Source organism: Candidatus Accumulibacter sp. ACC003 (genome assembly GCF_907163085.1).
Classification (GTDB): Bacteria; Pseudomonadota; Gammaproteobacteria; order Burkholderiales; family Rhodocyclaceae; genus Accumulibacter.
Map to the genome: position 1 here is coordinate 57,528 of NZ_CAJQTX010000007.1, position 25,196 is coordinate 82,723.

Below are 25,196 nucleotides of genomic sequence, written 5' to 3' on the forward strand. Positions count from 1 at the left end.
TACCCCAAAATTGCGCCAGTCGCCCGCCGGCCCGCGTGCCGGAATCGGCCGCTGCCGGTGGCGCCGTCCGGCAGCGAGCCCGGTCGTCAGGCGGCCGCCAGTGCCTGCTCGAGATCGGCGATCAGGTCGTCGATGTGCTCGATGCCGATCGACAGGCGGATCATTTCTTCGGAAACGCCGGCTTTGGCGAGTTCCGCCGGGGCCAACTGGCGGTGCGTGGTCGACGCCGGGTGGCAGGCCAGCGACTTGCTGTCGCCGATATTGACCAGTCGGGTGAACAGCTGCAGCGCGTCCTGGAAGCGGCCGCCGGCTTCGGCGCCGCTGCAGTCGGTGCCTTTGACACCGAAGGTGAGAATGCCGGATGCCTTGCCCTGCATATATTTCTGCACCAGCGCGTGATCGCGATGATCGGGCAGGCCGGCGTAGTTGACCCAGGCGACCTTGGCGTGTTGCTGCAGGTAGGCGGCGATCGTTTCGGTGTTGGCGCAGATCCGGTCCATGCGCAGCGGCAGCGTCTCGAGGCCCTGCAGGATCAGGAAAGCGTTGAATGGCGAGATCGCAGCACCCATGTTGCGCAGCGGCACGACGCGCGCGCGGCCGATGAACGCGGCGGCGCCGAGCGCTTCGGTATACACCACGCCGTGGTACGAGACGTCGGGTTCGTTGAGGCGCTTGAAACGCTCCTTGTGCTCGGCCCACGGGAAGCGGCCGCTATCGACGATGATGCCGCCGATCGAATTGCCGTGGCCGCCGATGTACTTGGTCAGCGAGTGTACGACGATGTCGGCGCCATGCTCGAACGGGCGGCAGAGGTAGGGCGAGGGAACGGTGTTGTCGACGATCAGCGGGATGCCGTGGCGATGCGCGATCTCGGCGAGTTGCTCGAAGTCGGTGACGTTGCCAAGCGGGTTGCCGATCGATTCGCAATAGAGCGCCTTGGTCTTGCCGTCGATCAACTTCTCGAAGCTGGCCGGATCGGCGTAGTCGGCGAAGCGCACTTCGAGACCGTATTGCGGCAGCGTGTGGGCAAAGAGGTTGTAGGTGCCACCGTAGAGCGTAGACGCCGAAACAATGTTGTCGCCAGCTTCTGAAATGGTCTGGATGGCGTAGGTGATCGCCGCCTGTCCGGAGGCGACGGCCAGCCCGCCGATGCCGCCCTCGAGCGCGGCAACGCGCTTCTCGAGAACGTCCTGCGTCGGATTCATGATCCGCGTGTAGATGTTGCCGGCGACCTTGAGGTCGAACAGATCGGCGCCGTGCTGGGTGCTGTCGAACGAATACGAGGTCGTCTGGTAGATCGGTACGGCGACCGCCTTGGTCGTCGCTTCGGGGCTGTAGCCGGCGTGTATGGCGAGCGTTTCGAGCTTCATGCAGTGTCTCCCTGAGTGGTTTGCGCAGTGCTTATGCTGGCCAGCATCTTAGCACTACAGAATGCCGCTGGCGGAGCCCAGCAATCGCCTCGTCGAGCGCCGTCTAGTGTCGGAAAATTTTACAGTCGCATCCTGGCCGGAATGGGAAGCGGCAATAAAGCAGATGCTTGCGTCGACGGTATGAATATTGCTTAAACCCCGCCAGTCACCCGTTTCGCGTCGGAACAAAAATAGCGAACGGGATGGCCGTTGGCCATCAGGCGCGTCGGGCGCTCCTGCCGATGCCAGTCAACAGCAAAGGAGGAGGATGGAGGAGGGCTGGGCGCCGCACCGGAACGTGCCTGTTGTTCCGGTCGCTGGCACCGGGCTTGCCGGTGCTGCATTCAGGGCACCGGCAAGTCGCTTTTCCTGCCGGCCCTTCGGCGCTCGGGAGGCAAGACTCGGTGCTTTCCCATCCCGCCACTTCTGCTTTCATGGCCACTGGATCAAGGTCGATAGCCGCTGGCGGCCGCCGTCACCGTGCCGCACGCCACTGCGTCGGACTGGCGTGTGCCCAGTTCCTGAACGCCCGCGAAAAGGCGTTCGGATCGTCATAGCCCAGAACGGTGGCGATCGCCGACACGGCCAGCTCGGTATTCTGCAGGAGCTGCTTTGCCAGCTCGAAGCGGGTCTGCTTGATGAGCTGCTGCAGGTTCGTTCCATCGTCCTCCAGGCGCCGCCGAAGAGTCCGCTCGTGCACCGCGAATGTGCTGGCGACCGCCTCGCCCGATACCATGCCGCTCAGCACCATTTGCGGCAGAGCACGTTCCACCTGCGCGGCGAAGCTCGCCGGACCCCTGGCTTCGGCGGCGCGAATCGCCTCGGTCAAGCGGTCGTGGATCGTCGCGTCGGCGCCTTCGATGGTTCTGTCGAGCCACGACGACGCGAAGACCAGCCCCGATATTTTGGCGTCGAAGCTGACCGGTGCGTGGAATGTCTGGTGATACGGTGCGCTGTCACCCGCCTGACTGCGTGAAAACTGGACGCGCAACGGCTTCCAGGTCGGCCCGCACAAAGTGGCCAGGATGCGGTAGCCAATGCTGATCGCGGCGTCCTGAATCTGCGCGAGCCCGGGCAGACCGTGGTGGAATACCGAATAGCCGAGAATCACGCACGAGGGGTCGGCAGCAAGCAGCAGCGGCGCCGCGCCGCGGTCGTGGACGTGGAAGAACCGCAGCAGGCCACGAAGTGCCTCGCCAACGGTCGGCGAATGACGCAGCAGACCACCGAGCGGCCCCAGTTCCGGTAGCTCGAAGCGTTCGCCGACGAGCAGTCCGAAGTGATCGCAGCCGCTGAGCGCCGCGCAGCCAGCCAGGAGGCCTCCGAGAGCTTCGATGCCGATACGATTGTCAGGATCGTCGAACAGCGTTGGATCGACGCCGGCCCACGCAAACGCATCGTTCGGACTGACACCCAACTCGGCGAGGACGGCCGGGATCGCCAGTGTCGGGCCGACACGAATCTCGCCTGGCCCGCTGGTCGACAGCGAAGCGGACGGCGGCGCCTCTGACCCGGGGTGGTTCTTCATTGGCGAGTTCTTCCGATAAGTACACTTTGGTGCACCGCTCTGGTGCGCCGCGGCCGGTGTTGGCGCGGCGCACCAGTATGGGCAAAAAATGTCCGGAACTGCAAGCCGCCATGGCGTGCAAAGTTGGTATATTCCATACCGTATAGCTACTCGGGAGAAAATCATGTCCAGGATTCGTCGCTTGACCAAGGCACTATGCCTCTTATTCGCAACTCTGCCGGTCGCCGTTCCGGCGTCGGCGCAGCAGGTCACCGGAACGCTGGGATCGCCCAGCGCCACGACCACCATTAGCGGCACACAACTTCCAGCGCCACAGCCGAAATTCGGCGGTGTGATCAAGGACGACGCGCTTCAATCCAAGCAGTGGTGGGCACCACGCATCGTGCCGCCCAAGAGTGCGCCCAACATCCTGCTGATCCTCACCGACGACGCCGGCTTTGCCGTTCCGAGCACCTTCGGCGGCGTTATCCCGACGCCGACAATGGACAGTATCGCGGCGAATGGTCTGCGCTACAGCCGCATGTTCTCCACCGCGCTGTGCTCGCCGACGCGTGCCGCCCTGATCACCGGGCGTAACCATCACTCGGTGGGCTTCGGCGTGATCGCCGAGCAGGCCACCGGATTCCCCGGTTACAACAGCGTCATCGGGGCGGACAATGCGACGATCGGCCGCATCCTGCGCGACAACGGCTACGCGACGTCGTGGTTCGGCAAGGACCACAACACGCCGACTTACGAAGCCAGCCAGGCCGGGCCATTCAACCAGTGGCCGACCGGCATGGGTTTCGACTACTTCTACGGCTTCGTCGGCGGCGACGCCAACCAGTGGGGTCCGAACCTGTTCCGCAACACCACGCAGATCTATCCGTGGATCGGTCACGAGGGCACTCTGAAGATGGATCGATCCGATCCGAAAGCGAAGGTCTGGCCGGTCACCGGAAAGGAGAGCTCCTGGAACCTGATCACCGCGATGGCTGATGACGCCATTGCCTGGATGGACCGGATCCACCAGACTGATCCCGGCCAGCCAATCTTCATCAAGTACGCACCTGGGGCCAATCACGCGCCGCACCACCCGACCAAGGAATGGGTCGACAAGATCCACGCCATGCACCTCTTCGACGATGGCTACGAGAAGTTGCGCGAGCGTATCTTCGAGAATCAGCAGAAGCTCGGCGTGATTCCCAAGGGTTTGAAGCTCACACCCTGGCCCAGCGACGTCCTGACGCCTTGGGACAAGCTGAGCGACGAGGCGAAGAAGCTCTACATCCGCCAGGTTGAGGTCTTCGCCGCCTATGTTGCCTACAGCGACCACGAGATCGGTCGCGTGATCCAGCACTTCGAGGATCTCGGCAAGCTCGACAACACGCTGATCATCTACCAGAACGGCGACAACGGCACCAGCGCCGAAGGCGGGCCGGAAGGCACGTTCAGCGAGGTCGCTTTCTTCAACGGGGTGAAACCGCCCGTAGAAGTGCAGATGAAGTTCTACGAGGCGTGGGGCACCGAACTGGCCTACAACCATATGTCGGCCGGTTGGTCCTGGGCCTTCGACACGCCCTTCGACTGGTTCAAGCAGAATGCGTCACGGTTCGGCGGCACCAACCAGAACATGGTGGTGTCGTGGCCGGCGCGCATCAAGGACAAGGGCGGTCTGCGTGATCAGTTCATGCATGTGATCGACCATGTGCCCACGATCCTGGAGGTCACCGGCATCAAGGCACCCGAAGTCGTGGACGGCATCAAGCAAAAGCCGATCGAGGGCACGAGCTACGCGTACACCTTCGACAAGGCAAATGCCAAGGCGCCTTCCAGGCATACCGTCCAGTACTTCGAGATGATGGGCCAGTGGGCGATCTACAAAGACGGATGGTTGCTCAGCACCAAGGTTGACCGTGCGCCGTGGGATGCTTTCTCCGCAGCCAACCCGGACCCGCTGAACAATCAGGTCTTCCAGCTCTACGACCTGAGCACCAGCTGGAACCAGTCCGAAGACATCGCCGCGCAGCACCCGGACAAGGTCAAGGAAATGCGAGCCCTGTTCCTGGAGGAAGCGAAGAAGTATCAGGTCTTGCCACTGGATGCGTCGGTCGGCGCCCGTGTTGCAGCCGCACGTCCGAGCCTCACCGCCGGCCGCAACGAGTACGTCTACACGCAACCCATGACCGGTCTGCCGCAGGGCGATGCGCCCTACCTGCTCGATACCTCCTACACGATCACGGCGGACATCACAGTTCCCAAAGGCGGTGCCGAGGGAATGATCGTGACTTCCGGCGGGCGCTTTGCCGGCTTCGGCATGTACCTGCTCAAGGGCAAGCCGGTGTTCTTGTGGAACCTGCTCGATCTGGAGCGCGTCAAGTGGGAGGGTCCGACAGCGCTCACGCCCGGTCAGCACACCATTGAGTTCGAATCCAAGTATGACGGGCTCGGTGTGGGCACGATGGCGTACAACAACTTCTCGGGAATCGGCCGACCCGCGGATACCACCTTCAAGGTAGATGGCAAGGTGGTCGCGACCAAGAGGATGGAAAAGACGATTCCCATCATTCTGCAATGGGACGAGAGCTTCGACATCGGCTCCGACACCATCACCGGCGTGAGCGACGCGGACTACAAGCCGCCGTTCCCGCTGACCGCCAAGCTCAACAAGCTGACGATCAAGGTGGACCGTCCGCAGTTGTCTCCCGAGGACATCAAGAAGTTCGAGGAAGCCCTGAAGAAAGTGGAATCCGCCCGCGAGTGAGCCGTCGCGATTGCCGGCGCCGTGCGGCGTCGGCGGTTGCCGCTACCAGCATTCGCGCTGACCGGCAAGCCGCCATGACGCGGCTGCCGGCCGGACCTCGGTAGACCCGCGTAGCAGAGGGAACGGCCGACTCGTTTCGCTGGTGCAAAACACGAGTGCCATTCCGCCAGGGGGGCACTCGGCAGTTCTTGATGCCCCGACGGCCACCGTAGGGACAAGGAGCGCCATGCAACGCCAAGCGCTGCCCCGCGTTTATCCAATCTCTATTCAGCAATGGAGTCACCCATGAACCAACGCAGGTACCAAGCGCAGCGACTTGCCCTGATATTCGCAGCCGGCCTGGCGATAGTCGCACCGCAGGTGACGCTGGCGCAGGCGCTCACCGGTGCGCCGGCCGATCCGCAACTGAAGTTCTCGACGCCGATGCCGCCGGGCGTCGCCTCTCCCGACAAGGTGGAAACCCGCTTGGGCACCTTGAATTTCTTCGACGGCTTCCCCGACCAGGCGTCGGCCGAGAAGCTGTTCGACAACCTGGACTTCCAGCGCGCCGTACAGGCTTACCTGCTGGCGCTGCCGGCGGTCAACCAGGCGGCCAACCGCGCTGCCATCGTGTCGATGGGCCCGGTGAACAAGACCGTGCCGATCTGGGAGCAGTTGGTCGATCCGCGGACGGTCGAACTCACCGCCAACGACAACACGCCCTACACCTGGTTCTGGCTCGACCTGAAGGGTGGCCCGCTGGTCGTCGAGGTGCCGCCCAAGGTGCTGGGTCTGGTCGACGACATGTGGTACCGCTGGGTGGTGGACCTGGGAATCACCGGCGCCGACAAGGGCGCTGGTGGCAAGTATCTGTTCGTGCCGCCCGGCTACCAGGGCAAGCTGCCTGCTGGCTACCAGTTGGTGCGCCCGCGCACCTACAGCATCTGGCTGGCGTGGCGCAGCTTCCTGGTCGACGGTGATCCGAAGCCGGGCGTCGACCTGGTCAAGAAGCACACCCGGATCTATCCGCTGGCCGAGGCGGCCAAGCCCAAACCCGTGAACTTTGTCGACATGTCTGGCAAACCGTTCAACATGGTCAGCACGGCGGGCTTCGGCTACTGGCAACTGCTCAACCAGGTGGTGCAGGAAGAACCCAGCGAATCGCTCGATCCCGTGACCCTGGGCTTCTTTCAGTCGATCGGCATCGAGAAGGGCAAACCCTTCGCGCCCGACGAGCGCATGCACAAGATTCTCACCGAAGCCGCCGCGATGGGTGACGCGACGGCGCGTGCCAACGCCTTCCACAGTCGCGGCCGCGACGCCTACTACTACGCCGACAGCCATTGGCAGCTGCCCTTCATCGGTGGCTACCGCTTCCAGACCGAGCCGGGCGTTCTCAACCTCGACGGCGCCAACTTCTTCTTCTTCATGGCCACTGGCGTCACCCCGGCGATGGAAATGAAGATGGTCGGCAAGGGCTCGCAATACGCCTGGACCGGACGCGACAAGGACGGCAAGGCTCTGGATGGCGGCCAGAACTACACGCTGCGCCTGCCGCCGAACATTCCGGTGAAGGACTTCTGGTCGGTGATCCTGTACAGCAACCAGACGCGCTCGATGATCCAGACCGATCAGCGTTTCCCGAGTGTCAGCAGCCAGAAGAAAGACCTGCAGGTCAATGCGGATGGTTCGGTAGACGTGTTCTTCGGGCCGACGGCGCCGGCCGGCAAGGAGAGCAACTGGGTTCAGACCGTGCCGGGCAGGAGCTGGAACACCATCCTGCGGCTCTACGGCCCGCTCGAGCCGTGGTTCGCCAAGACCTGGCGGCCCGGCGAGATCGAGCGGCAGCCATGAGCTGATCGCGCCGTCCGCCACCCGCCCAGCGTCGGCCGTTAGTCGCGCTGGCCCCGGCTGGTGGGCGCAGGCGCCTTGGCGGCGGCGTCGTTTTTCGATGGCTCTGCGCCAGTGCGTACGCGGCGGCTTCTGCCGCGCAGCAGGAAGCGGCCGGGGTCGACGGCGCTCACCAGTTCGTCGACCAGCGGTAACGGTTCGCCGGCGATCTGGCACGCCAGAAGTTCGCCGGCGAGCGCCGACCAGACGATGCCGCGGGCGCCAAAGCCGTTGATCACGTACAGACCCGGCACTCGTGGCATTTCGGCAAGCGGCCGCGCTGGCGCGTCGGCGTCGATCGCCGACGCGTCGCCGACGGCGCCGATCATCGGCAGGCGGTCGGGCGACAGCGGCCGGAAGCCGACGCGTCCGTCGAGCTTGCTGGCAGCAAGCGCGCTGCCGTAGCCCGGCAGGATGAAATCGAGCTTGGCCAGGTTTTCGGCGTGGTCGGTGTCGCGCAGCGCAGTTTCGTCGTCATCGATGCGGAAGGTGGCGCCGACGCAGCGCACGCCGTCGATCGCCGGCGTCACGTAGCCGAGGCGGCAGACGACGATCGCGGGCGCCGAAGCCGCCGCGGCGCCGAGATGCGAAACCTGGCCACGGGCAGCACGCAGGGGCAGGTGCGCGGTGACGGCAAAGCGTCTGGCGCCGCTGGCGTTGGCGACGACCAGGACCGGCGCCTCGGCAATCAGCGCGCCAGCGGCGTCGCAGGCGCGCCACAGATCGCCCGGGCGGTCGATTTGCGCGACCTCGGTGGCGTAGTGCGTGCGGATCGCGGTGGCGTGCTGCGCCAGGTTGGCGCGGCACAGCGACGCCGGGTCGACCCAGCCGCCGCCGGGGAACCACCAACCGCCGCTGGCGACCGGCCAGCCAGCCAGCCGGCTGGCTGGCTCGCGGTCCACGAAGCGCAGCGCGTCGGCCGCCGGTTGCTGGCGCTCGACGACCAGCTGCTGCGTCGCGGCGTGGCGGTCATCACGCGCCAGATGGAGGACGCCGGTCGGCGCCCAGCGCAGTGCTTGGCCGCTGGCGGTCAGCGCCGCGAAATGCCGGCAGGCGTGTTCGAAGCCGGCGCGCGTCAGTCGCGCCAGGCGGTTGTCGTCGAGCGACGGCAGCGGCCGCAGGACGCCGGCCAGATTGCCGGAAGCGCCGCGGCCGGGGGAGTCGGCGGCGTCGATCAGATCGATCGTCCAGCCGCGCGCCGCCAGGCGTTCGGCAGCGCTGCTGCCGGCCAGGCCAGCGCCGATGACGATCGCGTGGCGGTTCATCGACCGGCAGGCGCGCGGCGGCCGGCCTACTCGGGCCGCATCTGCGGGAAAAGGATGACGTCGCGGATGTTCGCCGAGTCGGTCAGCAGCATCACCAGGCGGTCGATACCGATGCCGCAGCCGGCGGTCGGCGGCAGGCCGTACTCGAGCGCGCGGACGTAATCGGCGTCGTAGTACATCGCCTCCTCGTCGCCGGCGTCCTTGGCCTTGGCCTGTTCGAGAAAGCGCGCCGCCTGGTCTTCCGGATCGTTCAGCTCGGAGAAGCCGTTGGCGATTTCGCGCCCGGCAATGAACAGCTCGAAGCGTTCGGCGATCTCCGGGTTGCTGTCGCTGCGCCGGGCCAGCGGGCTGACCTCGGCCGGGTAGTCGATGATGAAAGTCGGGTCCCACAGTCCGGCCTCGGCGGTCTCTTCGAAGAGCAGCAGTTGCAGCGTGCCGAGCCCCGCCGTGGCGCCAGTTTCGACCTTCATCGCGCTCAACTTGTCGCGCAGCCAGGCGGCGTCGCCGAGTTGCTCGACGCTGAACTCGGGATGGTCCCTACGGATCGCTTCGATGATCGTCAGCCGGGCAAAGGGCTTCGCGAAGTCGAGCGTGCGCCCCTGGTATTCGAAAACCTCGCTGCCCAGCGCCTGGCGCGCGCTGTGGCGCAGCAGTCCTTCGGTGAAGTTCATCAGGCGACGGTATTCGGAGTACGCCTCGTAGAACTCCATCATCGTGAATTCGGGGTTGTGGCGTGGGCTGATGCCTTCGTTGCGGAAGTTGCGGTTGATCTCGAAGACTTTTTCGAGGCCGCCGACGACCAGTCGCTTGAGGTACAGTTCGGGCGCGATACGCAGGAACAGCTCCATGTCGAGCGCGTTGTGGTGGGTCTTGAAAGGCTTTGCCGACGCGCCGCCGGGGATCGGGTGCATCATCGGCGTTTCGACTTCAAGGAAACCGTCGTCGACCATGTAGCCGCGGATCGACTGGACGATGCGGCTGCGCACGGCGAAAGTGAGGCGCGACTGCTCGTTGGTGATCAGGTCAACGTAGCGCATGCGGTACTTCTGTTCCTGGTCGGTCAGTCCGTGGAACTTTTCCGGCAAGGGCCGCAGCGACTTGGCGAGCAGCCGCACTTGCGAACACTCGACGGTCAGTTCGCCGGTGCGCGTGCGGAACAGCGTGCCGACGGCACCGACCATGTCGCCCATGTCCCAGCGCTTGAACGCCGCGTAGGCTTCCTCGCCGATCTGGTCGCGGCTGATGTAGGCCTGGATCCTTCCCGAAAGGTCTTGCAGGGTGATGAACGACGCCTTGCCCATCACCCGCTTGAGCATGATCCGGCCGGCCACGCGCACCTCGACCGGCAGTGCGGCGAGCTCTTCGCGGCTTTTCGGCTCGTACAGCTCGTTGAGTTGGCCGGCGGTGTTTTCGCGTGCAAAGTCGTTCGGGTAGGCGCTGCCGGTCTGCCGCCATTCGGCGAGCTTGCCACGACGTTCGGCGATGATGCGGTTCTCGTCGTGCTGTGGCGACGCGTCCTGGGGAGTATCGGTGTGGGGCATGATGATTGCTATCTGGTGATCAGGTTTTTGGCGGGTCTGCCGGGCTCGGCGTGTCGTTGGCCGCGCGCTCGAGCAGGAAGGTGGCGATTGCTTTGGCGGCCGCCTTGTCGGCTGGCAGTCCGTACCAGCGCGAAAACGCGGTACGCGCGTCGCCGGGGTCGTCGCTCGCGGGTGGCAGGTAGAAGAGGCCGCAGGCGAGATTGGTTTGCGGGTCGAAGAGAACATAGAGGCGTTCGTCTAGGCAAGCCCGGGAACTGCACGCCGACGTCAGGATGTAGCGCCTGGCGTCGATGACGACAATCTCGGCCAACTTGCCGGCCGCCAGCCGCTTGCTCCACGCCGGCAGCTCGACTCCCTTGGTGGCGCTGCGGTAGGCCTTGGCGAATTCGGGCTGCGACTTGAGTAGCGCCTCGGGTTGCCGGCCGACGTAGTGGTCCAGCGATGCGGCGAAGGCCGGCGCGCTCAGCGCGCTCGCCAGGGCGATACAGCAAAGCAGCTTTTTCACGACTTATACCCCTTGCTTCAAGCTGGCTTCGATGAACTGGTCGAGGTCGCCGTCGAGCACGCCCTGCGTATTGCCGACTTCGACGTTGGTGCGCAAGTCCTTGATCCGTGACTGGTCGAGGACGTAGGAGCGGATCTGGTGGCCCCAGCCGATGTCGGACTTGGCGTCTTCGAGTTTCTGTTGCTCGGCCTGGCGGTTGCGCATTTCGGCTTCGTAGATGCGCGACTTCAACATCGCCATCGCTTCGGCGCGGTTGCGGTGCTGCGAGCGGTCGTTCTGGCACTGGACGACGATGTTGGTCGGCAGGTGTGTGATGCGTACCGCCGAGTCGGTCTTGTTGATGTGCTGGCCACCGGCGCCGGACGCCCGGTAGGTGTCGATGCGCAGATCAGACGGGTTGATGTCGACCTCGAACGAGTCGTCGATTTCGGGGTAAGCGGTTACCGAACAGAAGCTGGTGTGGCGGCGGGCGTTCGAGTCGAAAGGTGACTTGCGGACCAGGCGATGAATTCCGGTTTCCGAGCGAAGCATGCCGTACGCGTAATCGCCGGCGAGCTTGATACTCGCCGTCTTGATGCCGGCGACTTCACCCTCGGACTCCTCGAGCACTTCGACCGCGTAGCCCTTGCGCTCGCCGTAACGCACGTACATGCGCAGCAGCATTGCCGCCCAGTCCTGTGCTTCGGTGCCGCCGGCGCCGGCCTGGATGTCGACAAAGCAGTTCAACGGGTCGGCGGGGTTGTTGAACATGCGGCGGAACTCAAGCGCCGAGACCTCTTTTTCCATCGCGTCGATATCGGCGGTGATGGCAGTCAGCGTCTCGTCGTCGTCTTCGTCGCGGGCCATGGCGAACAGCTCGCCGCCGTCGCGCAGGCCGTCGCCAACGCGGTCCAGCGTCAGCACGACGTTTTCCAGCGATCTCTTCTCGCGGCCAAGCGCTTGCGCCCGCTCGGCGTCGTCCCAGACCTTCGGATCTTCGAGTTCGAGCGAAACGGCCTTTAACTGATCAGATTTCTGATCGTAGTCAAAGATACCTCCGCAGTTCGGTGGCGCGTTGGCCGAGGTCGTCGAGGCGGTTTTCGATGATGTTGAGTTGTTCGGCTTCCATGGTTTTGTCTATCTTGAGGATCGAGCCGGCCATTATATACGCTCGTCGCTGCCGGTCGCCTGACTATGCGATTGCGTACGATCGACACGGCTGCGTGGCAACTTGCGCCAGGCTTCATAGGCTTGCCGGCAACAGCGCGTTAACACTAAGCAAAACAATGGACTGACCGCGTCGCTGCGGGTACACTGCCGCGTTGGAAGGGGACCAAATATGCAAATCAGCATCGAGAGCAAGCCCACCGCGGCAGCCGTGTACGATACCAGGAAGAAGCGCTTGGTCGAGACAATCGACCGACTCTACGTGCGCGACGCCCGCGCGTCGCTGCAGAAAATGCTTTCCAAGATCCATCCGGCGGATTTGGCCTCGGTTCTCGATGATTTACCCCCGTCGCATGTCGTCGACATCTTCACGGCGATTGCCGACAGCGAGTCGGCGGCCGAGGTTTTCAGCCAGTTGCCGCGCGACTTGCGGCGGCAGGTGTTGACCGAGTCGAAGGTTGAAAAGCTGGCCGGCGTGTTGGCGCACGTGCCGCCGGACGACCTCGCCGACCTCATCGGCGAACTGCCGGACGATCAGCGCGAGCAACTGATGGCCTTGCTCGGACGCGACAGCAAGGACGAGGTCGAGAGCCTGTTGCAGTACGCACCGGACAGTGCCGGTGGCATCATGACTAGCGATATTTTCTCGCTGCCGCACACGCTGACGGTAGAAGAAGCCATCGAGAATATCCGCAGCCACGACGACGTCGAGATGGTCTTCTACCTGTACCTGACCGAAGAGGGCGGACGGTTGGCAGGCGTCGTGTCGCTGCGGCAACTGCTGCTGAGCAGTCCCGAGACGTCGCTGAACAAGATCATGAACCGGCGCGTCATGAAGGTGACCACCGATGATGACCAGACGACCGTGGCGATGCTGGTCGACAAATATCGTCTGTTGGCCATTCCGGTGGTCGACGACGAGAACGTGCTGGTCGGCATGATCACTGTCGACGACGTCATCGACGTCATCGAAGAAGAAACGACCCGCGACATCCTCAAGATGGCGGGTACCGACGAGTCGGAGACGCTCACCCAGTCGGCGTTCAAGATTGCCAAGATTCGCCTGCCCTGGCTGCTGGCCGCGTTCGTCGGCGGTCTCGCGGCGACCGCTGTGATCGGGCGCTACGAAGCGATACTCGCCGAGGTTCTGGTGCTCGGAGCCTTCCTGCCGGTGGTCATGGGAATGGCCGGCAACGTCGGCGTACAGTCGGCGACGGTCGCCGTGCGCGGCCTGGCGACCGGCGCGATCGACGTCCGCGACACCGTGCCGCTGGTGCTCAAGGAGTTGCGTGTGGGCTTGTTGCTGGGCAGCTTCTACGGGGTCATCCTGGCACTCTACGGTTACCTGATGCACGATAGCCTGGCGCTCGGCGAGGTCGTCGGCCTGACGATCCTGGTCAATATGACCGGTGCGGCCTTGCTGGCAGTTCTCCTGCCGATGATCTTTGAACGGCTGAAGGTCGACCCGGCCGTCGCCACCGGCCCCTTCGTGACCACCGCTATCGACATCTTTGGCGTCCTCAACTACTTCGTGATCGCCAGCTGGATCTACGAGCTGTGAGCGAGCGCGTGCGTCAGGCTCGGCCGCGGGCCGCCGCCGCCGGCTGGTTCTCGAGATGCTCGATCATCAACTGCGGCGTCTGGACGCCGTTGTAGTCGTTGATCGCCAGCCGGTAGGCGGCGCGGATGGTGTTGCCGGGCGCCTGGGTAAAGTTGAACTGGATCGCGTCCAGACTTAGCGCGCCCTTGCGCAAGCGCAGTTTGAGGTGCTTGCCCTTGAGGATGCGCTGGCTCTCGACGGCGAACTCGTCTTCGAACAAAGGTGCCGGAAAGCCCTGCCCCCAGACTTCGGCTTCGAGCAGGCGGGCGGTGGCGATCGAGTAATAACCCGATTCGAGGCTGCCGTCGGTTTCCAGCGTTCGCGTCCGGTCGGCGGTGGCCAGCAGTTCGTCTACGACCTGCGCGAACAGTTCGCGGAAACGCGGCAGCTCGCATTCCATGATCGTCACCCCGGCGGCCATCGCGTGCCCACCGAAGCGCAGCAACAGCCCGGGCGCACGCTTGCCGACCAGATCGAGCGCGTCGCGCAGGTGCAGACCCGGCACCGAGCGGCCCGAACCCTTGATTTCGCCGCCATCACCGCCGTCGGCATCGCTGCGGGCGAAGGCGAACACCGGCCGGTGCAGCCGTTCCTTGATGCGTGCGGCGACGATGCCGACGACGCCCTGGTGCCAGTCGGCGTCGAACAGCGAGACGCCGCTTGCCGCGTCTGGGGTAGCGGCGTCGCTGGTCGCCGCGGCGGCCGCCTTGTCGAGCAGCAGCAGCGCCTGCTCCTGCATGCCGGCCTCGATTTCGCGGCGCTGGCGATTGAGCGCGTCGAGCTCCTGGGCGATGTTCATCGCCCGTCCGGCGTCGTCGGTAATCAGGCACTCGATTCCCAGCGACATGTCGGCGAGGCGGCCGGCGGCGTTGAGGCGCGGGCCGATCATGAAGCCGAGGTCGACGCTCGACGCTTGCGCCGGGTCGCGTCCGGCGGCGCGGAAGAGTGCGCGCAGGCCGGGCGTCAGCCGGCCCTGACGGATTCTTTGCAGGCCCTGGCTGACCAGCACGCGGTTGTTGTGGTCGAGTTTGACGACGTCGGCGACGGTGCCCAGTGCGACCAGGTCGAGCAGCTCTGCGAGCTTCGGTTCGGCGCGGCCGGTCGCTGCCGAAAACCACTCGCGCCGGCGTAACTCGGCGCGCAGCGCGAGCATCACGTAGAACATCACGCCGACGCCGGCGAGGTGCTTGCTCGGAAAGTCGCAGGCGGCCTGATTGGGGTTGACGATGCACGCCGCGGCGGGCAACTCGTCGCCCGGCAGGTGGTGGTCGGTGATCAGCGTGGCGATGCCGAGTTCGTTGGCGCGGGCGACGCCGTCGACGCTGGCGATCCCGTTGTCGACCGTGACAAGCAGCTGCGGGCTGCTCTGTGCGGCCAGGTCGACGATGTCCGGCGACAGGCCGTAGCCGTAGGTGAAGCGGTTCGGTACCAGATAATCGACGCGCGCGCCGAAGGCGCGCAGCGCGCGCATGCCAACCGCGCAGGCGGTTGCGCCGTCGCAGTCGTAATCGGCGACGATGAGAATCTTCGCCTGCTCGGCGATGGCGTCGGCGAGCAGCACCGCGGCGTCGCCGGCGTTGGTCAGGCGGGTGGGCGGCAGCAGCGACTTGAAGTCGTAGTCGAGTTCGCTGCGCAGGACGATGCCGCGTGCGGCGTAGATGCGCGCCAGCAGCGGGTGCAGGCCCTGTTGTTCGAGTTGCCACTGGACGCGCTGGGCGACCGGGCGGCTGCAGATGCGCGTCATGGTTCTCCCCGGGCCAGCGCCTGCGCCGTCGCCGCCAGCGAGCGTGGCCGTCGCCACAGTTGCCACTGCTCGGCGCGGCCGCTGTCCCAGGCGAGCGTCGCGTAGGCGGTCGGCGCGTGCAGCTGCAAGCGCTTGATCTTGCCGCCGGCGAGGGCTTTTTGCAGCGGCGCAAACCAGTGTTCTTCGAGCCTCAGCAGGGCGGCGCGGTAGGCGTCGGCGTCTTCGTACTGCACCGTTCCCTGCAGCGCGTCGAGAAGCAGCAGTTGCTGGCCGCCGGCCGGCGCGCCGGCCCGCAGCGCCAGCCATTCGGCAGCGCTGGCCGGCGGCGCTTGCACCGGCACGGCAAAGGCGCGGCCGAGGCCGCGCGCCAGCGGCTGCTCGCTCCAGACGCTGCTGAAGTCGCTGGCGCGCGCCGCCGGCAGGACGCCGGCACCCCACAGCCACAGGCTGTTGATCGTCGGCCGGCCGCTTTCTTCGCGTTGTTCGTTGGCCGCTTGCCCGTGCAGCACCATCTGCACCTCGTTGAGCAACTGGCGCAGCGCGCGAGCCTGCGGCGTTTCCGGCAATTGCCTGCCGACGCGGCGGCCGGTGACGAGCGACAGCGGCAGGACGTCGAAGTGGCTGAGGTCGCCGACGTCGAAATCAGCGGCAAGTTGCAGATACCAGCGATCGGCAGTGGCGACGTGGAAGGTGCCGACGTCGGCGAACTGGCGGTTGAGCTCGCCGGCGATCGCCTGCGCCTCGTCGAGCGCGATGGCCAGGCTGCCGCCGTCGGCGAGAATCAAGCGCTCCTGGTGAAGGCGCAGATGCACCGGGTCGGCGCACAACCAGCGGGCGTCGGCCGGCGCCTGCGCGGCGCTTTCGCCGAGCAGGCGGAAAGGCGCGTAAGCGGCGCCTTCGCTCAGGCCGAAGGCGTCGCAGAGCGTCGCTTCGAGCGACTGCGGCGGCCGTCGGCTTAGCCGGCTGCGCGCGATCAGCGTGCTCAGACCGGCGCAGGGCAGGTCATTCAGCGTATAGGGGTCGTCGGGTTCCGGCCAGATCAGTTCGGGGACGACAAGGGTGAGCTGCATGGCGGTTTGGCGAGTGGCTGGTTGAGTGAAGGTCGAATGGCGGATGCCTGAAGCGAGGGGCCGGCGCGCGTACTGGCGGCGGCAAGGCAGCGCTTGCCGGAAAAGTGTAGCATAGCGCCTTTGCCGGCCTTGACCATTGCGGCGCTTCGCACACCCCCTGAGATGATCTCCCGCCGCTGATGGCCCTTCCTTACGAGTTGCTGATTGGCCTGCGCTATACGCGCGCCAAGAAGCACAATCACTTCATCTCATTCATCTCGCTGATTTCGATGCTCGGCATTGCCCTCGGCGTTGCGGCGCTGATCGTCGTGCTGTCGGTGATGAACGGCTTCCAGACCGAACTGCGGTCGCGGATTCTGGCCGTCGTCTCGCACGTCCAGATCACCGGCGGCAACGGCGAGATGGCCGGCTGGGAAGTCGTCGCCGAGCAGGCTGCCGGCCACGAGCACGTGCTCGCCGCCGCACCCTTCGTGCAGGCGCAGGCGATGCTGTCGTACGGGCAGCTGGTCCGCGGCGCGCTGGTCCGCGGCATCCTGCCCGATCAGGAAGACCGCGTTGCCGATTTTCGTCCGCACATGAAGAGCGGCACGCTCGACGACCTGCGCCCGGACAGCTTCAACATCATCCTTGGCAGCGAACTGGCGCGCGCGCTCGACGTTTTGGTCGGCGAGCGGGTGACACTGATCGCGCCGCAAGGCGTCGTCACTCCGGCCGGGGTGATTCCGCGCTTGAAGACGTTCAATGTTGTTGGCATCTTCGAGGTCGGCATGTACGAATACGACAGCGGCCTGGCACTGATTCATCTGGCCGACGCGCAGCGCCTGTACCGCATGGACGACCGGGTTTCCGGCGTGCGCCTGAAACTCGACGACCTGTTCGTCGCACCGCGCGTGGCGCGATCGCTGGCCAGCACGCTGCGCACCGACGCCTACATCAGCGACTGGACGCGCAGCCATGCCAATTTCTTCCGCGCCGTGCAGATCGAGAAAAACATGATGTTCATTATCCTGTCGCTGATTGTCGCCGTCGCGGCGTTCAACATTGTCTCGACGCTGGTCATGGCGGTTACCGACAAGCAGGCCGACATCGCCATCCTGCGCACGCTTGGCGCCAGCCCGCTGAGCATCATGCTGGTCTTCATCGTCCAGGGCGCACTGATCGGTTTCATCGGCCTCGGCCTCGGTGTCGCGGGCGGCGTCGCGCTGGCGCTCAACGTCGACGTCGTGGTGCCGTTCATCGAGCGAGTGCTCGGCACGCAGTTCCTCGCCAAGGAGGTCTATTACATCTCCAACCTGCCTTCGGAACTGCAGTGGAGCGACGTGACGACGATCGTCGGCGTTGCCTTTGTGCTGGCGCTGGTGGCGACGATTTATCCGAGCTGGCGCGCGGCGCGCGTCAATCCGGCGGCGGCCTTGCGTTATGAGTAAGCCCGTACTGGCCTGCCAGGGCCTGAGCAAGATCTATCGCCAGGGCGACAGCGACGTGCCGGTGCTGCTCGGCGTCGACCTCGAAGTTCAGGTCGGCGAGCGCCTGGCGATCGTCGGCGCGTCGGGTTCGGGCAAGAGCACCTTGCTGCACCTGCTCGGCGGCCTCGACGCGCCGAGCAGTGGCCAGGTGCAATTGATGGGCAACGATCTGAAGACCATCAGCGACGCGCAACGCGGCCGTCTGCGCAATCGCCACCTCGGTTTCGTCTATCAATTCCATCATCTGCTGGCCGAGTTCACAGCGCTGGAGAACGTCGCCATGCCGCTGATCATCCGGCGCCTGCCGAAAGCCGAAGCGCAAGCACGCGCGGCGGCTGTGCTGCGCGAAGTCGGCCTCGGCCATCGCCTGCGGCACACGCCGTCGGAGCTGTCGGGTGGCGAGCGTCAGCGGGCGGCGATCGCCCGCGCGCTGGTCACCGAGCCGGCGTGCGTGCTGGCCGACGAACCAACCGGCAACCTCGATCGGCAGACCGCCGCCGGCGTCTTCGAGCTGATGCTCGAGCTCAACCGCTCGCGGCAGACGAGTTTCGTCGTCGTCACACACGACCCGGCGATCGCTGCCCGTGCCGAACGCATTCTGACGCTGACCGACGGACGCCTGCAGTCGTCCAGCGGCTGAGATTCTCTCACCGGCGCGCCTCAAGTTGCGAAGACGGGCGCCGTCTACGGAAGTGCGGCACCATCTGGAGAGAGTCATCATGCGACGCCTGTTTGTCCCGGCCATTGCGCTGCTGAACCGTCTTGGCTACACCACGAAGTTCGCGATCATGGGCGTCCTGGCGCTGCTGGCGATCAGCGTCCTGGCGGTGAACCTCTACCAGAGTCTGAGCCGCGTGATCTACCGCTCGCAGCAGGAGCTGGTGGGAATCGAAGCAATCAAGCCGATCGCCGGCCTGATCCATGAGCTGCAGGTCCATCGCGGACTGTCGTCGGGCGTGCTCAACGGCGACCAGCGTATGGAATACCGGCGTGCCGCCAGAGAGAAGCGAGTCACGGTAGCTTTCGCCGCCGTCGTCGCGACGCTGCCGCCGCCGCTGGCGGCGAGCGAGTCGTGGCCGAAGATCGTCGAACGCTGGGCGGCGATAGCGAAGGATGGCCTTGCTCTCGTCGTCAGCGAAAACTTCGCCAGCCATACGCTTCTGATCGGCGCGCTGCAGAACCTGCAGGAGACGATCGCCGATCAGTACGCCTTGACCAACGACCCGGACATCGACTCGACGTATCTGATCGCCACGCTCGTCGCCGAGCTGCCGTCGGCGCTCGATAGCATGGGGCAGTTGCGGGCCCTGGGGACTGGCGCGTTGAGCCGCAAAGCAGCCCTGACGCTGCCCCAACAAGTCGAGCTGACGGCGCTGCTGGCGAGACTGAACGTCGCGGTCGCCAGTCTGCGCCGCAGCCTCGAGAAAACCTCGCGCTACACGCCCGACCTGCAGGCGGCGCTTGCTGCGGCGGCCACGGATATGGGCGCCGCGGCCGAGAAGTTCACCACGCTGGTCAGCGAGGATATCGTCTCGGGACGCTACGATACGCTGCCGGCGGTGTACTTCGCGATGACCACGGCGACCATCGAGAAGGGCTACAAGGAAATGTTCGAGAGTCTCTTTCCGGCGCTCGAAGGGCTGTTGCAGCGGCGCCTGGAGCCGGCGTAGCGTGAACTGCAGATCGACTCGGCGCTGGTCGTTCTGATCCTGGTGATCTACGTTTATGTGTCGATCGGCTTTTACTACGCGACGATCGGCAGCATCAATCGCCTGGCCGGCAATGCGCGGACGATCGCCACCGGCGATCTGAGCGTGCTCGTCGATCTCGGCACCCGCGACGAGCTGAAGCTGGTCGGTGATAGCCTGAACGAAATGACCGGCGCGTTTCGCGCGCTGCTCGAGAACGTCCAGCGCAGCGCCGGCGAGGTGCTCGGCGCGACCAGGAAGCTGGCTGCGTCGGCGGTGGATATTACCCGCAGCAGCGACCAGCAAAGCGACGCCGCGTCGACCATGGCCGCGGCCGTCGAAGAAATGACGGCGGCTATCGAAAACCTCTCGGCCAACGCCCGGGACGCCAACCGGATTGCCAATCGCGCCGGCGAGCTGTCGGCCGGCGGCAGCAGCGCCGTCGCCGACGTGGTGCAGGAGATCGAGCGGATTGCCGAGGTGGTGAACCAGTCGGCGTCGATCATCGGCGAGCTGGGCGGGCGCTCCGAACAAATCTCGGCGATCGTAAACGTCATCAAGGAAATCGCCGATCAAACCAACTTCAGATTTCCTGATCTCGGAGGAAACCGGGTTGGCACTTCAGACAAGAGTGAAGGTCATTCTTGCCCCGGTTTCCGGATGCGGAAAATCTTGCAGGGTGAGTTCCTCGAGGAGCGCGGCGATAGCGCGATCATGAGCTGGGCTGGCCATCCGGTGAATTTTGATGGTCAGGGTGTTGGCTAGCGCGTTCGGTTCGATGTCAGCGGAAGAAACGAACAATTCGCGAATGAGCGCACGTGCGTCGTCCTCCTTCTTCAAGTGGCGGCGCAATAGCGCCACCATGGCGGTCTCGGCCCGGTAGGCGACCATTTTCACGGTATCGCAGAGCATCTTGTTCAGCGGCGGCAGTTGGGTCGGTCGCTCGGCCTCGGGCAGACTGTCGATCGTCACCTTTCGGGGGCTTGCCTTGCGCGCCGCGCAAAGTCGCTTGAGCTCCTCCTGAACGGCCTGCAGTGCTTCGACAGACTCGGCGTTTTTCTGGATTTCGCCGCCGTCGTTCAAGGCCGTCCTGGCGATTGCGGCCTGCAGTTTTCTTTCGCTCTGGCGGGTTTGCCTGACGGCCTTGTCGAGTTCCCGCCAGCGGGGGTTAACGACCTGGTGAGTGCCGGGAAGAGATTCGTCTCCGTACTCGATAAGCCCATCAATATCATAATGTTCCATCATGTACGCGAAGTAGTTTTGTAAGTATTCGGTGAACCCGTAGCCCCGGTTTTTTTGGTGGGCGAGCTTCCGTCAGCGATTGGCGGGCAGCCCGGAGATCTGAACTGGACACAGCAGCGGAAATCCGGCACCATGCGGCGCATGGGCACGGCTACGGACATTATCTGCGGAGGATCGGCGGCAAGTCACCGCCAAGTGGCGCCGTTCGCCGAGGTGTTGGTGACGTTGACCAAGGAGCAGGAAATCAAGCTCCGTTGGGAGGCCAACTTCTGGCGCAGCCAACATCGGCAAGCGCTGGTCCGTTTGGCGGAATCGGAGGCCGCTCATCGGGTGGAAATGGCGCGTGCGGCGGAGCAAGCGGCGGCGCGTGAGGCGGCCTTGCGTAGCGAGCTCGAGCAGGCCCAGGGCCGGATCCGCGATCTGCAAAAACGCCTGTTTGGTCGCAAGTCAGAACGCTCTTCGGGAGCCGAGAAGAACCCGGCAGCAGACCAGAAGTCGTCGCGGGGTCGAGGTCATCAACCGGGAGCAACGGGTCACGGGCGGAATCCGGAAAGCCACTTGCCGACGCAGATCGAGGTCATCGACATCGACTGCCCGCATTGCCCGGACTGTGGTCTGAGCTACGTCGACTTTCCCGGCACAGAAGACAGTGAAGTTCTCGAGATCGAGGTCAAAGCCTACCGCCGGAAGATCTGCCGGCGGCGCTACCGGCGGACCTGTCAGTGCCCGGGCGCCCGCGGCATTCTGACCGCGCCACCGCCGGCACGATTGATCCCGCGTGGAAAGTACGGCGTGTCGATTTGGGTGCACTTGCTGCTGTCGAAGTTCTTGTACGGTCAGCCGACGCATCGGCTTCTACGAGACTGGTCCGACCACCAACTGAGGCTTTCGGCAGGAACGGTGGCCGGCGGACTTCGTGCCTTGGCGCCGCTGTTCGAGCCGCTTGAAGAAGCACTGCTTGGCCGACTGCGTCGCGAGAAACAGTGGCACGCGGACGAGACTCGCTGGCGGGTTTTTGCCGAGACCGAAGGGAAGGTCGGACATCGCTGGTATTTCTGGGTGTTCCACGGCCCATCGGTCATCCACTTCGTGCTCGACCCGAGCCGCTCGGCGGCGGTGCCGATCCGGGAGCTCTCCGGTAGCGCCGGAGGCGTCATCATCTGTGATCGCTACGCGGGCTACAAGAAACTCGCGCGAGTCCTTGACCACTTCATTCTGGCTTTCTGCTGGGCACATCAGCGGCGTGATTTCCTGGAACTGGCCAACGCCCATCCGGAGCTCGCGGACTGGGCACTGGCCTGGGTCGAGCAGATCGCTCAGCTCTACCACTTGAATGGACGGCGCCTGGAAGTCCGTAACGACCCGGCACAGTGGGCCGAACGCGACCGCCTCTTGCGGCAGGCGATCGTGCAGATGGCCAGTCAGCGCGAACGCGAACTGGCAAACCCGGCGCTCAAAATGCCGGCGAGCAAGGTGCTGCGAAGCATGCACAAGCATTGGTCCGGCTTGACCGTGTTTGTCGACCGCCCCGAGGTGGCGATGGACAATAATGCCGCCGAACGCGCCCAGCGTACGCCGGTGGTCGCACGCAAGAACTTCTATGGGTCGGGTAGTCACTGGTCCGGCGCTCTCGCCGCGACGATGTTCAGCCTGCTGCTGACGCTGCGCTTGTGGAAAATCAACCCGCGCATCTGGCTGACGGCTTATCTGGAAGCCTGCGCCGCCAACGGCAACCAGCCACCAGCGGACTTGAGCGCCTTTCTGCCCTGGGCGATGGCGACCGATCGTCTGGCCCAGATGCGTGCCATCCCGGTCAATCAGACACCTTCCATCGATAGCTCGTGAAGCCTTATTGCGGGCGCCACTTTACCGCCGACGAACTGCAGACGATCCGCGGCCTGATCGAGGCCCCTCCCGGCGCCAGCCGCGCACAACTCTCGCGTCAGGTGTGCGAGCTCTTCGACTGGCGCAAGCCCAATGGTGAGCTGAAGGATATGACCTGCCGGGTGGCCATGCTGCGCATGCAAGCCGACGGCCTGCTCACCCTGCCGGCTGCACGACGGACCGCTCCTCGCCAACCCGAGTATCGGCCCACGCACGCCACCGATCCACAACCCTTGCTCACTCAGCCGGTGCATGAACTGCCGCCTCTCTCGGTGCGACAGGTCGTCGGTTCGGCGAACTCGCGTCTGTGGAACGAGTACATCGCTCGTTACCACTATCTCGGCCACACGCCCATGGCCGGCAGTCAGAGCCGCTACTTCGTCTTCGCCGGCGAGACACTCGTCGCCTTGCTCAGCTTCGCCGCCAGCGCCTGGAAACTCGCCGCGCGCGAGCAATTCATCGGTTGGCACGATGAGCAGCGACAAAGGAACCTGCAACTGGTGGTGAACAATGCCCGCTTTCTGATCCTGCCCTGGATCCAGTGCAAGGGCCTGGCCTCCAAGATCCTCTCGCTCATGCAGCGGCAACTGCCCAAGGACTGGCTGGCGCGCTACGGTTACCGCCCCGTGCTGCTCGAAACCTTCGTCGAGACCCCCCGCCATCGCGGCACCTGCTACCAGGCCGCCAACTGGATCAAGGTCGGCCAAACCGCCGGCCGAGGCAAGAAGTGCCCCACCAGCAAGCCCATCCTCCCGATCAAGGATATCTGGCTCTATCCCCTTCACAGAGCCTTCCGATCAATCCTCTGCCGCTAACCGGCCTCGCCAACGGCGCTGGCTCACTACGGGTTGGCCGAATACTTACGTAGTTTTCCTGGCACCAACGGGCGAACATCCGCCCAGCGATGGTGGTGTTTCCGAGTTGCCGGGCGGTCGTGATCACGGCTGTTTGATGTCCCGTCTGGGTCAGCCGACGAACTTCGCTCACGGCCAGGCTGCCATCGCCTGTGCCGAGTCGGGTTTCGCGCATGGCGAGTTTCATCCCGGTGCTGCCGCCTGCCGGCAGATGGACTTCCTGTTCCTGAAACACCTCTTCGGACCAGAGGTCCTTGACGTTCTTGCGGTAGGTCAGTGCGCCGATGCGCTGTTTCCAGAGTCTGCCGAGGAGACTCTGGGTGGCCCCTTCCCGATCGAAGACCATGACAAACCGGTGCAGGGTCGGGTCGGCGTCCAGTTCGGCCGGCGTCGGCTGTCCCGGGACAATCTCCAGCAGTTGGGGGACGATGTCCTTGAGCAGGGTCTCGGCGAGTCCGTCATTGAGCGGCTGCGAAACCACAAAGAACGGGCGACCCAGGGCATCGTTAACCCAGTAGTCGGTGGTGCCCCGCAGGCACAGGCGTTCGCGCGAGACGTAGCGCTTCGACAGCCTGGCCTGCTCGCCGTGATACACCCGAACATGACCATCGACATACAGGTAACCCGCTTCTTCTGGCTCGCTTTCCATCCAGAGCTTCGCGAGATCCCGCATCCAGGCTGCCGGGTCACCCGTCTTGGCCAGCAGATGGACCTTTTCCCGCAGGGTGCGGACTTCCGGTACCCGGTCCAGGCCGATGACTTTGCCGAGTTCTCCGGGCGAGGTTTGTCGCAGATGTTCCGGCCGCTTGATTCGCCCCAGGGCCATGAAGCCGAGGACGAGAAGGATGTGCAAGGCGCTGTAGAATCCCCGGGGCAGCTTGAGATGGCGATCCAGGCCGGTCAGTAGCCCGTTCGCGCACAAGGCCGGCAAGCCGGCCAACAGCCCCCCCATCGCCACATCGTGGCTCGCTTCGAAGCGCGTCGTCGCACCGGTCGCCAATCCCAGCGCCGTTTGGATCCGCTCGTCGGCGCGCGTGCAGGCGGTGCCCATCCCCGCGGCGGCTTCCGCATCCGCCCGGCTGCGCTCACTCTTGGTGCTCGCCGCTTCCAACTCCCCTGCCTCTTGCGGCAAGGCGGCCAACTGCGGCACGCCCTGGCGCCGGATCGCCTTGCGCAGCGTCGACTCTTGGACGCCCACCTGCCGTGCCACTTCGGCAGGACGCTTTCCCTCGCTCAACAGCCGCGCGCATTCGGCACTCTTGTCCGGCGTCATGATCCGCGGCCGGCTCGCCGCCGCCGGTCGAAAGAAAGACGATGGCCCGGCTTTGCGGCTTTGTCCCACCCAGTTCATCAGCGTGCGGTGCGGGATGCACAGCGGTGGCCTTTCCAGTTCGACCGCCTTGACGTGCCCGTTCTCCATCAGGCTGGTCAGAGCGAACCTGCGGCCAGCGTCGTCTCCTACGGGGTGCGAGAAGTAATTGTCTCCCCCAACAAAGTAGATCGCTTGGCCATCCTTCTCCAGAATCGCCAACCCTTCTCCCACTTTCTGCGCACCATCCGGAAACCCTGGAAGCCACGATTGCCTCAACGTCTGCTCCTCCTTGCACTCCTAGCGAAGCTTGGTTTATGCCATAAGAAAATC

The 25,196-nt window shown here is 64.8% G+C and carries 18 protein-coding genes and 1 pseudogene; 9 read left to right on the forward strand and 10 right to left on the reverse strand.

The genetic code is table 11. The features are described from left to right. Positions 1–86: 86 nt before the first annotated feature. On the reverse strand, positions 87–1,370 hold the full coding sequence (locus QZ656_RS15680; protein WP_291994272.1) for an aminotransferase class I/II-fold pyridoxal phosphate-dependent enzyme: 1,284 nt from the start codon (positions 1,368–1,370) through the stop codon (positions 87–89). Between the two features lie 514 nt (positions 1,371–1,884). Further along, positions 1,885–2,937 carry an AraC family transcriptional regulator gene (locus tag QZ656_RS15685; RefSeq protein ID WP_291994273.1) on the reverse strand — a complete coding sequence of 351 codons (1,053 nt, stop codon included), beginning with the start codon at positions 2,935–2,937 and terminating at the stop codon, positions 1,885–1,887. Between the two features lie 163 nt (positions 2,938–3,100). Between QZ656_RS15685 and QZ656_RS15690 the strand changes: the two genes are divergently transcribed. Then, positions 3,101–5,680: an arylsulfatase gene (locus QZ656_RS15690; protein ID WP_291994274.1), complete on the forward strand. Its 2,580-nt coding sequence runs from the start codon at positions 3,101–3,103 to the stop codon at positions 5,678–5,680. Positions 5,681–5,965: 285 nt separating this feature from the next. Further along, positions 5,966–7,513, forward strand: a complete 1,548-nt coding sequence (locus QZ656_RS15695; protein WP_291994275.1) for a DUF1254 domain-containing protein — start codon at positions 5,966–5,968, stop codon at positions 7,511–7,513. A 38-nt stretch (positions 7,514–7,551) separates the two neighbouring features. On the opposite strand, the gene mnmC is transcribed toward QZ656_RS15695, so the two are convergent. From mnmC to prfB, 4 genes are all read right to left on the reverse strand, one after another. Beyond that, positions 7,552–8,814, reverse strand: a complete 1,263-nt coding sequence (gene mnmC / locus QZ656_RS15700; RefSeq protein WP_291994276.1) for an FAD-dependent 5-carboxymethylaminomethyl-2-thiouridine(34) oxidoreductase MnmC — start codon at positions 8,812–8,814, stop codon at positions 7,552–7,554. 26 nt (positions 8,815–8,840) lie between these two features. Beyond that, positions 8,841–10,355: a lysine--tRNA ligase gene (gene lysS, locus QZ656_RS15705; RefSeq protein ID WP_291994277.1), complete on the reverse strand. Its 1,515-nt coding sequence runs from the start codon at positions 10,353–10,355 to the stop codon at positions 8,841–8,843. Between the two features lie 19 nt (positions 10,356–10,374). Beyond that, entirely contained in the window at positions 10,375–10,860 is a 486-nt protein-coding gene (locus QZ656_RS15710; protein WP_291994278.1) for an Ivy family c-type lysozyme inhibitor, read from the reverse strand. Positions 10,861–10,863: 3 nt separating this feature from the next. Next, positions 10,864–11,968, reverse strand: a protein-coding gene (gene prfB / locus QZ656_RS15715) for a peptide chain release factor 2 (RefSeq protein WP_291994279.1) whose coding sequence is annotated in 2 segments (ribosomal slippage) — positions 10,864–11,886 and positions 11,888–11,968 — 1,104 coding nt in all. Because the reading frame shifts where the segments join, the coding sequence is not laid out codon by codon here. 210 nt (positions 11,969–12,178) lie between these two features. Here prfB and mgtE point away from each other — a divergent pair. Continuing rightward, positions 12,179–13,567 (forward strand): magnesium transporter, encoded by a 1,389-nt coding sequence (mgtE, locus tag QZ656_RS15720; protein WP_291994280.1) that lies wholly within the window; start codon positions 12,179–12,181, stop codon positions 13,565–13,567. A 13-nt stretch (positions 13,568–13,580) separates the two neighbouring features. Here the strand turns inward: mgtE and recJ are convergent, their stop codons facing one another. After that, a complete protein-coding gene (gene recJ, locus QZ656_RS15725; RefSeq protein WP_291994281.1) occupies positions 13,581–15,350 on the reverse strand; it encodes a single-stranded-DNA-specific exonuclease RecJ in 1,770 nt (589 codons plus the stop codon). Next, complete coding sequence (locus QZ656_RS15730) at positions 15,347–16,420, reverse strand: hypothetical protein (protein WP_291994282.1); 1,074 nt, start codon at positions 16,418–16,420, stop codon at positions 15,347–15,349. Before QZ656_RS15730 ends, recJ begins: the two co-directional genes overlap by 4 nt. Before the next feature lie 179 nt (positions 16,421–16,599). On the opposite strand from QZ656_RS15730, the gene QZ656_RS15735 reads away from it, so the two are divergent. From QZ656_RS15735 to QZ656_RS24160, 4 genes and pseudogenes are all read left to right on the forward strand, one after another. Further along, positions 16,600–17,847 carry a lipoprotein-releasing ABC transporter permease subunit gene (locus QZ656_RS15735; RefSeq protein WP_291994283.1) on the forward strand — a complete coding sequence of 416 codons (1,248 nt, stop codon included), beginning with the start codon at positions 16,600–16,602 and terminating at the stop codon, positions 17,845–17,847. Beyond that, the gene (gene lolD / locus QZ656_RS15740) at positions 17,840–18,526 is read left to right on the forward strand and encodes a lipoprotein-releasing ABC transporter ATP-binding protein LolD (RefSeq protein WP_291994284.1); all 687 of its coding nucleotides are present in this window, start codon (positions 17,840–17,842) and stop codon (positions 18,524–18,526) included. Before QZ656_RS15735 ends, lolD begins: the two co-directional genes overlap by 8 nt. A 79-nt stretch (positions 18,527–18,605) precedes the next feature. Beyond that, positions 18,606–19,556: a nitrate- and nitrite sensing domain-containing protein gene (locus QZ656_RS15745; RefSeq protein WP_291994285.1), complete on the forward strand. Its 951-nt coding sequence runs from the start codon at positions 18,606–18,608 to the stop codon at positions 19,554–19,556. 57 nt (positions 19,557–19,613) lie between these two features. Next, positions 19,614–19,760 (forward strand): annotated as a pseudogene (locus QZ656_RS24160) (HAMP domain-containing protein); the annotation flags it as partial. A 435-nt stretch (positions 19,761–20,195) separates the two neighbouring features. On the opposite strand, the gene QZ656_RS24165 reads toward QZ656_RS24160, so the two are convergent. Next, a complete protein-coding gene (locus QZ656_RS24165; protein WP_366522179.1) occupies positions 20,196–20,816 on the reverse strand; it encodes a putative transposase in 621 nt (206 codons plus the stop codon). A gap of 132 nt (positions 20,817–20,948) precedes the next feature. Here QZ656_RS24165 and QZ656_RS15755 point away from each other — a divergent pair, with 132 nt between their 5' ends. Together QZ656_RS15755 and QZ656_RS15760 are read left to right on the forward strand one after the other, a co-directional pair. Continuing rightward, complete coding sequence (locus QZ656_RS15755) at positions 20,949–22,661, forward strand: IS66 family transposase (protein WP_291991653.1); 1,713 nt, start codon at positions 20,949–20,951, stop codon at positions 22,659–22,661. Further along, positions 22,658–23,515, forward strand: coding sequence for a DUF4338 domain-containing protein (locus QZ656_RS15760; RefSeq protein ID WP_291991652.1), 858 nt, complete (start codon positions 22,658–22,660; stop codon positions 23,513–23,515). The genes QZ656_RS15755 and QZ656_RS15760 overlap by 4 nt, the downstream gene beginning before the upstream one ends. Here QZ656_RS15760 and QZ656_RS15765 read toward each other — a convergent pair. Further along, on the reverse strand, positions 23,457–25,085 hold the full coding sequence (locus QZ656_RS15765) for a helix-turn-helix domain-containing protein (protein ID WP_291994287.1): 1,629 nt from the start codon (positions 25,083–25,085) through the stop codon (positions 23,457–23,459). The genes QZ656_RS15760 and QZ656_RS15765 overlap by 59 nt on opposite strands. Between the last annotated feature and the right edge of the window lie 111 nt (positions 25,086–25,196).

What these genes read in the sequence shown, in the direction of transcription:
- recJ (WP_291994281.1), bottom strand. Translation starts at nt 15,350, where the DNA reads ATGACGCGCATCTGCAGCCGCCCGGTCGCCCAGCGCGTCCAGTGGCAA.
- QZ656_RS15695 (WP_291994275.1), top strand. Translation starts at nt 5,966, where the DNA reads ATGAACCAACGCAGGTACCAAGCGCAGCGACTTGCCCTGATATTCGCA.
- mgtE (WP_291994280.1), top strand. Translation starts at nt 12,179, where the DNA reads ATGCAAATCAGCATCGAGAGCAAGCCCACCGCGGCAGCCGTGTACGAT.
- QZ656_RS15685 (WP_291994273.1), bottom strand. Translation starts at nt 2,937, where the DNA reads ATGAAGAACCACCCCGGGTCAGAGGCGCCGCCGTCCGCTTCGCTGTCG.
- QZ656_RS15735 (WP_291994283.1), top strand. Translation starts at nt 16,600, where the DNA reads ATGGCCCTTCCTTACGAGTTGCTGATTGGCCTGCGCTATACGCGCGCC.
- QZ656_RS15680 (WP_291994272.1), bottom strand. Translation starts at nt 1,370, where the DNA reads ATGAAGCTCGAAACGCTCGCCATACACGCCGGCTACAGCCCCGAAGCG.
- QZ656_RS24165 (WP_366522179.1), bottom strand. Translation starts at nt 20,816, where the DNA reads ATGGAACATTATGATATTGATGGGCTTATCGAGTACGGAGACGAATCT.
- lysS (WP_291994277.1), bottom strand. Translation starts at nt 10,355, where the DNA reads ATGCCCCACACCGATACTCCCCAGGACGCGTCGCCACAGCACGACGAG.
- lolD (WP_291994284.1), top strand. Translation starts at nt 17,840, where the DNA reads ATGAGTAAGCCCGTACTGGCCTGCCAGGGCCTGAGCAAGATCTATCGC.
- QZ656_RS15690 (WP_291994274.1), top strand. Translation starts at nt 3,101, where the DNA reads ATGTCCAGGATTCGTCGCTTGACCAAGGCACTATGCCTCTTATTCGCA.
- mnmC (WP_291994276.1), bottom strand. Translation starts at nt 8,814, where the DNA reads ATGAACCGCCACGCGATCGTCATCGGCGCTGGCCTGGCCGGCAGCAGC.
- QZ656_RS15745 (WP_291994285.1), top strand. Translation starts at nt 18,606, where the DNA reads ATGCGACGCCTGTTTGTCCCGGCCATTGCGCTGCTGAACCGTCTTGGC.
- QZ656_RS15730 (WP_291994282.1), bottom strand. Translation starts at nt 16,420, where the DNA reads ATGCAGCTCACCCTTGTCGTCCCCGAACTGATCTGGCCGGAACCCGAC.
- QZ656_RS15755 (WP_291991653.1), top strand. Translation starts at nt 20,949, where the DNA reads ATGCGGCGCATGGGCACGGCTACGGACATTATCTGCGGAGGATCGGCG.